Genomic DNA, 11,272 nt, shown 5'->3' with positions numbered 1-11,272 from the left:
TGTCCCGGGCGGGAGGTGGACGCCTCCTGCCCGCCGGTTTACCTTTCCGGCACCAGCGTGTTACAGCCCGGCTGAGTCGTCAACCACCGGAACGTCGATGATGTGGTGGGCCTCCAGGTCCGCATCAGGGTGGGCCGGGTTATCCTCGGCGAAATCGAGCTGGCTGTCCCCGACCAGGCTGGTGGCCGCGTTGTCCTGGAAGGGGTCGTCCGGGTGTGCATCCAGCGCCATGGCCCCATGTCCGGCGGGATCGCTGTACGGACCGCCGGCAGGGGAGAACAGGCCGGCCTCCAGGGCGTGGCCGGAATGCCCGGGTTCCTCGGCGGATGAATCATCCGGGTCGAGGCCGGGACCGGCGGCCAGGGAGCCGGACAGCCCGCCGTGATCGTCCCAGGGGCCGTTCGCCGCATCGGCGTCCCCGGGACCTGCGTCCCCAATACCTGGAGCCCCAATGGCGGCGTCGCCGAACACGGCTGGGGCATGGGCTGAGGCCGCGGCCGCGTGGTCACCCGGTGCCACCGCAAGCTCGTTGTCGAACCACTGTTCCGCGTCCCCGTGGGCCCAGACGTTCTGTGGCGCGGATTGGCCTGCGATGGTGGCCCGCTCATCGACGATGGTGGCGCCGGCGGTGTGGGAGAAATGGTCCACCACGTGGTGGAGCTGCTGGACTGCGTAGGCGTGGTCGTCAGGGTCGTGGGCAGTACCGCCGTAGCCCGCGCCATGGCCGCCGGGCCCTGCCGCCGGGCCCGCGGGACCGGTCCACGGGCCGTTACCGCCGCTGCTGTAGCTCCGCTCGAACGAGGAAGCGTTGACCGTGATGGGGGCGTAGTCGAGGACAACAGGCATGGCGGCGTCGACATCGGCCGAACATACGTTGCCCAATCCGTGGTCCGCCAACGCCCGTTCCGGGTTGTCCAGGAACGCCTGGACTGCTTCCCGGTCGCCGAAGAGTTTCATGAGGAACTGCACGAGGTCGTTCGCGAGTGTTGGCATCTGCCTGCTCCTCACATCTTCTTCGAGTTTCGGAATCGACGGGTGCAGGACCCGGCCTGGTTCAAACCTAGGTTCGCAGCCGTGCACGGGGCATCGGGCTCATTCCCCCTAACGGCGGGCCTGGATGCGGGGTTCGGGCACCCCCGCCGCTAGGGGCATTAGGGGTTTCATTCCTGCCGCGGATGCAGGTGCTGGGGTTTGGCCGGCGCGGAATTGTCGGTGCCGAGGGCAAGGCGCAGGCGGGCCAGCAGGTCGGAGCGGTTCTCGGCCCCAAGCCGGCGCCTGATGCGGGCGATGTGGTGCTCCGCCGTCCGGGGCGAAATGTAGATGGACTCCCCGATCTCCCGGTACGTTTTGCCTTCCAGCACCAGCCTGGCCACTTCCTTCTCGCGCTCGCTCAGTCCCGAGGCGTCAGGCTGGCCCTTTCCGCCGGTCTCGGCGTTGGTTCCTGCCGATACCTCCGGCGTCCCGGCCGGGCCGCCCTGCGGGTGGAGGTCCCGGGCGCAGGCAAGCAGGCGCATCATGTCCCTGCGGTCCTCAGCCCGCGCGGCAGCGTGCCCGGCGAGGCGTGCCCCCTCCCATGGCATCCCCACCCCGCCCAGCAGCCTGGCAGCACCCTCCACTTCGGCGGGCCGGAACCTCCCGGCCAGCACCGAAACCCAGGCTTTGCCCGCGGCGGCCAGGATGGCGGCGAGGTGGCTGTGGGTCGAGGCCCTGGCCAGCGCCGTCGCGTGTGGGGCGAGGTCGGCGGGGCTCTCGTTCAGCAGCGCAGCCTGTACCGCGGCCCAATGCAGCGGAACGGTCCACAAGGGAGGTTCCCCCAGGCGGCCGAGCAGCTTCCAGGCCTCGTCCACGTAATGCGCCACGCGGCGCGTCTCCCGCAGCCGGGACGCGGCAATGAGGAGTTCGCCCCAGGGCAGCAGGCTGTAGAGGTCCACGGATGTATGCAGCATGGCCTCGCGGGCGCGTTCCCAGGCCCGGAGGAGTTCCGGAACCTCGCCATTCCTGCGGGCCAGCCCCACGTCGAGCGCCGCACTGAGGAATTCGTCACGCGGGACCAGCGGCCAGTGGTTGATCTTGGCGGCCTCCGTGGCTGCCAGCCGCGCCTCGTCGGGTTTGTCCTGCATCATGGCCGCCCAGGCCTGGATGAGCAGGAGCCTGGGCTGGGCGGCGCTTCCTCCTTGGCCCGCCGCCACGGCTGCCCGGCATACTGTCTCGGCCAGGTGCGGCTCCCCGCTGTGCAGGGCCAGCAGTGCGGCCAGTGCACCGGGTGTTTCCGGCAACGGAAGCGCCGTGCCGGCCGAGTTCAGCAGGTCCGAGGCATGGATCAGTACGGCGATTCCCTGTTGCGGTTTCTCCCCCAGGGAGGCGAGGATTCCCTCGCCGGTCTGGAGCAGTGCGGACGCGAGGAGTGTCGGGGAGGCTTGCGGGGCTCCCGGCGGGAAGAAGGCTTCCGCGCCCTTGAGGTCTCCGGTCCCCAGGATGGCGACGGCGGCCAGCGGCGCGGATGCCCCCACGCGCTCGGGGCCCAGCCAGTTGTAGGCGTCGCCGGCGCGGGCCAGCATTCCCCGCTGGGCCCACACGGAGGCGGCCACATCGACGCCGCGGCGGACGTCCGGGGGGTCTGGGCTGACCAGGAGGGTGTCGATGATCCGCGCCGCGGCGTCGAGTTCCCCGTCACCGGCTGCGGCCTGTGCGCGCCGGGCTGCAGTTGCCAGGGGATCGGCTCCGGCGAGGAGGGCCTCCTCGTAGATCTGCGAGGCGAGCCTGGGGTCATGCTGCAGCGCGGCGTCTGCGGCCTGCTCCAGTTCCATGGCTACGCGCGGATCTGCGAGGCCTCCCCGTGCCAGTTCCCGGGCAATGGTTCCGAGCGGTTGCCCTGCGGACGCGAAGACGGTTACGAGTTCCCGCTGGAGGGCATGGATCTTGGCGGTCGGGGTAACGGCCAACAGGGCGTGCCGGGCCGGGCCCACCACCGAGCCGTCCGGCATCAGCAGCCCCGCTGACTCGGCGCGGTCCACCAGGGCGTCAAGGTTGTCCGCTCCCCTGCCAACTTTGTGCTGAAGCTCTGCCGGCAGCGGACCGGGCAATGCGAAACCCACGGAAAGCGCCAGCAGCAGTTCGCGTACTGCACCGTTGGCCCCCCTCAACTGGGTGGCCACTAATTCCGCGGCATGGGGCGGGTGCCCCGGGTGCTGCTGCAGCGCAGCGTGCAGGGATCCGGGCCGTTCCACACGCTGCAGGTTCCCGTCCATATCAGGCCGCCGGGGACGTCGTCGGGGCCGTCGCCACGGCCGCATCAGTGGGCGTGGGCGTAGGGTTTGTTTCCTCGGGCGTCGGGGATGGGGCGGTGGCCGGCACGGGCGTCAGGTCTACCGATGTCGGGGACACGATGGGATCCGTGGCCGGGTCAGAAGCCCCGGTCGTGGTGGGCACCGCCGTCGAGAGCGGTGTGGGCGTGGGTGCTGCCGAGGTGGCCGGGTCGGTGGGGCTCGTGGAACCGGAAACAGGCGTAGGTTCGGTGGTGGTACTCGGCGGCGCGGTCTCCGTCGGTGTCGCGGTGTCCGACGGAGAGGCAGTTCCCGTCCCGGGGCCCGTGCTGCCGGGCGGGGCGGTATCCGGTGGCGGCGCGGGAGCCACGGTCACGGATTCAGGCACCACTCCTGTGCCGGCGGTCCCCGTCCCTGCCGGGGCACCCCCGGCCGTGGCACCATCGGCGGCGCCGGCGCCCGTAGTCGCCGCACCGCCCAGCTCCTGTTGTTTGCTGCTGGGAGAGGCGGAAACGTCCAGGCCCGCCTGCGGCACGAGCGGCTTTTTCGCAACGGCCTCGATTCCGGCCAGCGGCTGCGGGTTCACCGCGACAGCGGCTCCCCCGGTGCCCGGGGCTTCCGTCCCTGCCGGGCCGGTGGCCGCTCCCGGGCCGGAAGCTCCGGTGTCGGCCCCTGCCTGCGGGACGAATATCGACGTCAGGTTCCCCAACCCGGCAGGGCTTTGGGCGGTCGTGGCCGTGAGGACCGTCAGGATGGCGGCCGCGGCGGCGACCGCCGTGACGCGGACCGTCGGTTTCGGGGCGTGCGCACCCCTTCGGCCGCCCCGCACTCCGGGAAGCCGGCCCGTCCCCACCAAGGCCCCCGCCGTCGTCGCATGCTGGCGTGACCAGCTGGGCCTGACCGGGGCACCGGACACGCTTGGTGCTGCGGGAACAGGGACGACGGCGGCCGGGCCCCCGGCTGCCGCGGCAACAGGCCCGGACGCGGCGGCCAGGGCCGGGGCGGCCGCTGCGTGTGCCAGGACGGCCGCCACGGCGGCCCCGAGGCAGATGGAAGATTTCGGATCGGCGTCCACCGCAATGGGCCGTCCCAGTTGTTCGGACACCAGCTGCGCCACCAGGGGAATCCGTGACGAGCCACCGATCAGGAGGACAGCGGACAGGTCCGCGGCTTCAAGGTGGAGCCTGGCCAGTGATTGTTCCAGCGCGTCCACCGTGTCCCGCACGGGGTCCTCGATCAGCGCCTCGAACTCGGCCCGCACCAGCCGCACCTGTTGCTGGACGCCGGGGAGGAGCACTGGAATGGTGGCTTCGCTGTCCGCAGAGAGCGCTTCCTTGGCCTCGACGCATTCGCGCCGGAGCCGGCTCAGGGCGCCCATCACGGCGGGATCGGCGGGGTCGAGGTCCGCCAGGACAGTGCCGGTATGCTGCGCGACGTAGCGGAACACGGCGGCGTCAAAGTCCGCCCCGCCCAGGTCCTCGATGCCATCGGGGCGGCCCAGGAGCTCGAAGCGGCCGCCGGACTTCCTCAGCACGGCGGTGTCGAAGGTCCCGCCGCCGAGGTCGTACACCGCGATGGTGCTTCCGTCCTCCACCCGCACTTGGGAGGCGTAGTGCAGGGCCGCAGCCTCGGGTTCGGGAAGGAGCGTGACGTTGTCCAGGCCGTGGGCGGCCAGCGCGTCGCGGATGGCGGACAGCCGGTGGATTCCCCAGGCTGCCGGGTGGGTCAGGAAGATGGCCGCCGGCAGCGCGCCTTCGCGTTCGGCCGCACGGCTGGCCACCCACCGGGCCACGGTGGCGAACACATCTTCAGGCCGTATCGCCAGGGTGCCCAGGGCGAACGGGACGTCGTCACCGACGCGCCGCTTGAACTCGCGGATGACGCGGCCGGGTGAGTCAAGGCCGCGACGCTCCGCGGCTTCCCCCACCAGGACCGGGCCCTCTTCCGGGTAGTACACAACGGAGGGCACGGACGTGCCTCGGAGGCCTAACGGCAGGCACTCCGGAAGGGGCGAAGCACCTTCGTCGAAACGGACAACGGCGGCCGCTGTGTAACTGGTTCCGACGTCGACGGCGAGAGCATAGCTCATGGGTACCTCGGAAAACTGGTGATCCGCCTGCAAACTTCATCACAGGGAACCTGACCAAAGTAGCATTTCCGAAGGACCGGGGAACAGCCCTGTTGCTACATCGAATGGTTATTCGATGCCGGCGGCTCAGAGCCCGGAGTAGGAATGGAGCCCGTTGAACAACGTGTTCACGATGGTGAAGTTGAAGATCACGCAGCAGTAGCCCACGATCGACAGCCAGGCGGCGCGGGTTCCGGTCCAGCCGCGGGTGGCCCGGGCGTGCAGGTAGCCGGCGTAGACAACCCAGATCACGAACGTCCATACCTCTTTGGTGTCCCAGCCCCAGAACCGGCCCCAGGCCTTCTCTGCCCAGATCGCACCGAACATGAGCGTGAAGGTCCAGCCGATGAAGGCAATGGCGTTGATGCGGTAGGACAGGTTTTCGAGGCTGAGCGCCGAGGGCACCAGGCGCATGAAGCCGAGCTTGTCGGCGCCGCCTGCGGCGACGGCCTTCTGCCGGTGGGACTGGACCAGCTGCAGGGCGGACATGGCGAACGTCAGTGTGAACAAGGCGGACGACAGCACCGCAATGGAAACGTGGATGACCAGCCAGTAGCTCTGCAGCGCGGGCACGAGGTGGCCGACGGGGGTCCAGAAGGCCACGGATGCAGCAACCATCATGATGATGACCAGGCCCACTATGAAGGTGCCCAGGAAGCGGAGGTCGCGGCGGATCAGGGAGAGGAGGAACACAGCCGCCACCAGGAACGCGCCGGTGGTCAGGAATTCGTACATGTTGCCCCACGGCACCCGGCCGGCACCAAGGGCCCTGGTCACCACGCCGGCGCCGTGGATGAGGACGGCGAGGGTGGTCAGGGCCACGGCGACCCGCGCCGGGACCCGGCGCTCCGCGGCATACTTCATGTCGCCGTCGGCCGTGGCGACGCCGCCGGAACCTGCCGCGTTGGCCTTGGCAGTTGACGACGACGGCCGCTCGGCCCGGCCGGCGGGCCCGTCCAGGCGGGCCTCGGCGGAGCCGGCGCCAACGCCGGCTGCTACGGGAACCCTTGCCGGGGCACCCGCCTGCGCCGCCTTGAGGTCCACTGCGCGCAGCGCCTTGCTGCTTTTGGCCAGGTCCCAGGCGAAGGCGATGAAAGCCACCGTGTAGGTACCCGCCGCCAGCAGCATGAAGAGTTCGCTGTACTGGCCCATGGTTTCGTTGATTCCAAATGGCATTACTGGTCCTTTTCGGGCCCGGTGGGGCCTGCTGGGGTGCTGACGGAGCCTGCGACATTATCGCCTGCCCGGCTGGGAGTTTGCTGGGACCCGGCGGTGCCTTCGGCATCAGCGTGGTCGGATGCCGTTTCGTCGGCGGCGTTGTCCTCGGGCAGTTGCCATTCCGTGGTGAAGAGTTTCCGGAGGGCGGCCGCCTCGCCGGCGAGGCGGTGGTCCTCACCGCGGGCCAGGAGCCCGTACTCCACCATGGTCCGGCCGTCCGCCGCGGTGCCGGTGCGCACCCAGACGCGCCGGCGGTTGACGTAGAGCGAGACGATCAGGCCCGCCACCGCGAGGAGCGCGAAGACCAGGGCGTAGACCTGGCCCGGGTTGTGGTGGATGTCCACACCGATGTAGCGCTTCACCCCGTCAAAACTGATGGTGCCCTTGCCATCCGGCAGGGTGTAGGTGGAGCCCGGCGCCAGGGTGATGCCGCCTGCGGCCAGGTTCCGCGCGTTGAGCGGCGTCAGGTTCCTGACGTCGAGTTCGAAGACGTTCTGCGGCGCACCGCTGTTCAGGCCCAGGTCGCCGTAGTAGGAGTTCAGGGTCAGCTGCGGGTTGAACAGCTCGGGGTCGGCGCTGAACGAAACGTTCTTGTCCGTGACGAACGCGGTGGGGAGGAAGAAGCCCACGAAGCCCAGCTGGTCCGGCTTCGCGTCGGGGACCTTGATCACCACGGAGGAGTAGTAGTTGTCCCCCTGCAGCTTGGCCACCACCGGGCCCTGCATGGCGATGTTCCCGGCTCCGTCGCGGACCGTGACCACGGGTGCGTAGCCGTTGCCGGTGAGGTAAATGCTGGTGCCGCCCAGGCTCACGGGATCGTTGACCTTCAGGATTTCCTGTTTGGCGGGAGCGTCCGGGGTTTCCTTGGTGGTGACGGCGGCCGAGAAGTCGATGGGCTGGCCGAACTTGCCCTTCGATTCCCGGTCAAAGGTGATGTTGAACTTGTCCAGCTGCAGCGAGTAGGGCTGGAGCTGGCTGGACTGGAAGTTGGTGCCCGGGTTGAACTGGTCGTAGCCCACCAAGGTGTTCACGAACGTGTCGCCTTCCACCAGGATGCGCTGGCCGCTGTACCCGAACAGGCCGCCGGCGGCGACGGACACCAGCACGCCGATCAGCGAGGTGTGGAAGACCAGGTTGCCCACTTCCTTCAGGAAGCCACGCTCGGCACCCAGGGACGGCAGGGCGCCGTCGGCATCCCTGACCTCCACGCGGTAGCCGCGCTTGCGGAGCAGCCCGGCGGCGCTGCGGATGGCGTCCGACGCCGGGATCCCGGCGTCGGCGGGAACCACCAGGGTGCCGTATTCGGGGAGCCGGGACAAACGCTGCGGGGTACGCGGCGGCTGGGAACGCATGGCCTTGTAGTGGGCAATGGCTCGCGGCACCACGCAACCGATCAGCGAGATGAAGAGCAGCAGGTAGATCGCGGAGAACCAGGCCGAGGAGTAAACGTCGTAGAGCTGCAGGGAGTCCAGCAGCTTGCCGTAGTCCGGGTGGTCCTTGATGTACTGGGTCACCACGGAGGGGTTGGCAGGCCGCTGCGGGAACAGGGAGCCGGGGACGGCGGCGACGGCGAGGAGCAGCAGCAGGAACAGTGCTGTCCGCATGCTGGTCAGCTGGGTCCAAGCCCACCGCAGCATGCCAACCGGGCCCAGCACCGGGAGGGTGGCTTCTGCCTTGGCTTCCGCGACAGGGGTGGCTTGCTTCTTCTTTACGTTCACACGCTCGCTCATCAGATCGGCAACTTCACGTCGGTTTGGAACCAGTACTGCAGCCCGGTCACCCAGGCTCCCCAGACGCCGGTGGCCATCAGCAGGCCCAGCACCACCAGGATGCCGCCGCCGGTCCGCTGGATGGCAAGGCGGTGTTTGCGGAAGAACGCCATGACGCCCATCCCGCGGCGCACCGCCAGCGCGATCAGCAGGAACGGGATGCCCAGTCCCAGGCTGTAGACGAACGCCAGGAATGCGCCCTTGGCGGCGGACGATCCGCCGGAGAGGCTCAGCAGCTGCACGGCGGAGTAGGTAGGCCCGATGCACGGCGCCCAGCCCAACCCGAAGGTCAGGCCCAGCAACGGTGCTCCCCAGAGCCCGGCAGGGGGTTTGGCGTGGATTTTCGCGTCCCGCTGGAGCCAGCTGAAGCCGCCCATGAACACGATGCCCATGACGATCACCAGGATCCCCAGGAGCTGGGTGATCCAGGCATTGCGGCTGCCGCTGATCAGGGTGCCCAGCTGCCCGAAGGCGCCGCCCAGCAGGACAAAGATCACCGAAAAGCCCAGGACGAACAAGCCGATGCCGGCCAGCATCCTGCCGCGCTTTTGCTTCTGCAGGTCAACGCCGCTCAATCCCGTGACGTAGCCGAGGTAGCCCGGAACGAGGGGCAGCACGCACGGCGAGAGGAAGGACACCAGCCCGGCAAGCAGCGCCACCGGGATGGCCAGGAGGAGCGAGCCGCTGAGGATTGCTTCGGCGAAGGGACTGTTCACGGTTCCCGGGCCGCCCTACTCCGCCACGGCGGCGGTGATGAGGGCCTTCAAGGTGCCCTTTTCGATCTCGCCGAGGACCCGGGACGCCACGCGCCCCTGCTTGTCCAGGACCAGGGTGGTGGGAACTGCCCCGGGCGGAACCAGGCCGGACACGGACAGCAGGACGCCGCCGTCCTTGTCATCGAAGCTCGGGTAGGTCAGGTTGAAGGTCTTCTCGAACGCCTCCGCCGTGGGCTTCTCATCCCGGAGGTTGACGCCGAAGAACTGCACGCCCTGGTCCTTGAACTCCTGATGGAGTTCTTCGAGGATGGGCGCCTCCACCCGGCACGGGGCGCAGGCGGCGAACCAGAAGTTCAGGATGCTGACCTTGCCCTGGAAGTCGGCAGGGGTGACCTTGGCGCCACTGAAGAGTGCCCCTTGGATCTGGACGGCTTCCTTGCGGTCGCCGGCGGCGAATTCGGTGACGGAACCGTCGCCTGCCACGTAGTTCTTGTTGTCCCCGGCCTTTGCCTGCTTGGCCAGGGCGTCTTCCTGGGCGCAGCCGGACAAGCCCAGGGTCAGTGCGCCGAGGGCCAGGCCGCCCGCGGCGAGCATGCTCCGGCGCGTAGGGAGGAAATCATTGGTCACAGCTAGGCTCCAGGGGTGCTGGCGGCACCGGGAAGAAGGGACGCGGCGGGTTCGCTGTAGTCGACCCGGACCAGGGAGCCGGCGTCATCGAACACCAGGGACGTGACGGAGGTCAGCGTGCATTCGCGCTTGCGGGGATCGTGCCACAGGGGCCGGCCTTCGGCGCTGAGCCGTGCGGCCCAGATGGGCAGTTGGTGGCTGACGAGGATGGCCTCGGGTCCTGCAGCACCGAAATCGCCGGCGGCCAGTTCAATTGCCCGGAGCCGGGCGTCCTGCGCTGCGGCGGCAACGCGGGCCGCCTGCTGCGTGTAGGGCTCGCCCCAGGACGGGCGCAGCGGATTGACCAGCCGGGGCCAGTGCTTTGGCCGGCGGAGTTCTGCCTTGGTGACCTTCATGCCCTCGAAGTAGTTTTCCGCCTCGATAATCCGCGGCTCCGTGTGGATTTCCAGGTGCAGGGCTTCCGACGTCGGCCGTGCCGTTTCCTGCGCACGGTCCAGCGGCGACGCGGCCAGGTAGGTGATCCGTGCGCCCTGCTCGGCACGCTGCCGGAAGTGCTCGGCGAGGGTCCTGGCCATCTCCTGCCCCAGTTCGGAGAGGTGGAATTCGGGGAGCCGTCCGTAAAGAACGCCGTCGGGATTATGGACCTCGCCGTGGCGGAGCAGATGGACAGTGGCTTGGGGCATGTTTACCAGTTTCTCAAAGATGGCGTGCGATCCGAAATCTTCTACGAACAGTAGAACTTAAGTTTCTGAAGAAATGTTCCGAACGGGGGAACAAAAGATGCAAATGCATGTTTATACTGGATGCAGCAAGTTAGTTGAGGCTTCAACCGATGAAGGTTCAACCGCATGACCACAACAGGCATCAAGAACAAGGAGCATCATCATGGCACTTCCCGCAGACGTCACCACCGGTACCTGGACCCTGGACAACTCCCACAGCGAGATCGGCTTCACCGTCCGTCACGCCGGCATCAGCAAGGTCCGCGGCCAGTTCACCGAAGCCGCCGCGACGCTTGACCTCGTCGAGGATGTGGCCGACTCGAAGATCAACGCCACCATCAAGACCGCCAGCTTCGACTCCGGCGACGCCAACCGCGACGGCCACGTCAAGGGCGAGGATTTCTTCGACGTGGAGAAGTTCCCGGAGATCTCCTTCGTCTCCAACGGCCTGGTGGCAAAGGGCAACAGCTACGAGCTCAGCGGTGACCTCACCATCAAGGGCGTCACCCGCCCGGTAACCCTGGAGACCGAGTTCAACGGCGTGGCCGTTGACCCGTTCGGCAACACCCGCGCAGGCGTCTCCGCGGAGACGACCATCAGCCGCAAGGATTTCGGCCTGACCTGGAACGCCGTCCTGGAGACCGGCGGCGTGCTGGTCAGCGACAAGGTTGCCATCAACCTGGAGCTCGCCTTCATCGCTCCCGCAGCCTGATTCCGCTCCGGCCCACCCCGGCAGCAGGCATTTCGCCTGGTGCCGGGGTGCCGCGTTTAAGGCCCGTCGCACCGTGAACAGCCCTGCGGAATCACGCACAACCAGGGCTGCCGGGGG

At 68.5% G+C, this 11,272-nt stretch carries 9 protein-coding genes; 1 reads left to right on the top strand and 8 read right to left on the bottom strand.

Annotation, left to right across the window (positions count from 1 at the left end; translation table 11 throughout):
• Nucleotides 1-60: 60 nt before the first annotated feature.
• From DC347_RS09575 to DC347_RS09540, 8 genes are all read right to left on the bottom strand, one after another.
• A complete protein-coding gene (locus tag DC347_RS09575) occupies nucleotides 61-993 on the bottom strand; it encodes an IniB N-terminal domain-containing protein (RefSeq protein WP_109045209.1) in 933 nt (310 codons plus the stop codon).
• Between the two features lie 167 nt (nucleotides 994-1,160).
• Complete coding sequence (locus DC347_RS09570; protein WP_109045208.1) at nucleotides 1,161-3,248, bottom strand: LuxR C-terminal-related transcriptional regulator; 2,088 nt, start codon at nucleotides 3,246-3,248, stop codon at nucleotides 1,161-1,163.
• 1 nt (nucleotide 3,249) lies between these two features.
• Entirely contained in the window at nucleotides 3,250-5,352 is a 2,103-nt protein-coding gene (locus DC347_RS09565) for an Hsp70 family protein (RefSeq protein ID WP_109045207.1), read from the bottom strand.
• Nucleotides 5,353-5,478: 126 nt separating this feature from the next.
• The gene (gene ccsB, locus DC347_RS09560; protein WP_109045206.1) at nucleotides 5,479-6,567 is read right to left on the bottom strand and encodes a c-type cytochrome biogenesis protein CcsB; all 1,089 of its coding nucleotides are present in this window, start codon (nucleotides 6,565-6,567) and stop codon (nucleotides 5,479-5,481) included.
• Nucleotides 6,567-8,339, bottom strand: a complete 1,773-nt coding sequence (locus DC347_RS09555; protein ID WP_109045205.1) for a cytochrome c biogenesis protein ResB — start codon at nucleotides 8,337-8,339, stop codon at nucleotides 6,567-6,569. The genes ccsB and DC347_RS09555 overlap by 1 nt, the downstream gene beginning before the upstream one ends.
• Nucleotides 8,339-9,094, bottom strand: a complete 756-nt coding sequence (locus DC347_RS09550; RefSeq protein WP_109045204.1) for a cytochrome c biogenesis CcdA family protein — start codon at nucleotides 9,092-9,094, stop codon at nucleotides 8,339-8,341. The genes DC347_RS09555 and DC347_RS09550 overlap by 1 nt, the downstream gene beginning before the upstream one ends.
• Nucleotides 9,095-9,109: 15 nt before the next feature.
• Nucleotides 9,110-9,688 (bottom strand): TlpA disulfide reductase family protein, encoded by a 579-nt coding sequence (locus DC347_RS09545; protein WP_109045380.1) that lies wholly within the window; start codon nucleotides 9,686-9,688, stop codon nucleotides 9,110-9,112.
• 35 nt (nucleotides 9,689-9,723) lie between these two features.
• Nucleotides 9,724-10,404, bottom strand: coding sequence for a histidine phosphatase family protein (locus DC347_RS09540; RefSeq protein ID WP_026264588.1), 681 nt, complete (start codon nucleotides 10,402-10,404; stop codon nucleotides 9,724-9,726).
• Nucleotides 10,405-10,606: 202 nt separating this feature from the next.
• Here DC347_RS09540 and DC347_RS09535 point away from each other — a divergent pair, with 202 nt between their 5' ends.
• Nucleotides 10,607-11,155: a YceI family protein gene (locus tag DC347_RS09535; RefSeq protein ID WP_109045203.1), complete on the top strand. Its 549-nt coding sequence runs from the start codon at nucleotides 10,607-10,609 to the stop codon at nucleotides 11,153-11,155.
• Nucleotides 11,156-11,272 lie beyond the last annotated feature (117 nt).

The sequence above is a fragment of the Pseudarthrobacter sp. AG30 genome (assembly GCF_003116525.1).
In the GTDB taxonomy this organism is placed as follows: domain Bacteria; phylum Actinomycetota; class Actinomycetes; order Actinomycetales; family Micrococcaceae; genus Arthrobacter.
This window is presented reverse-complemented; position numbering and strand designations above follow the sequence as displayed.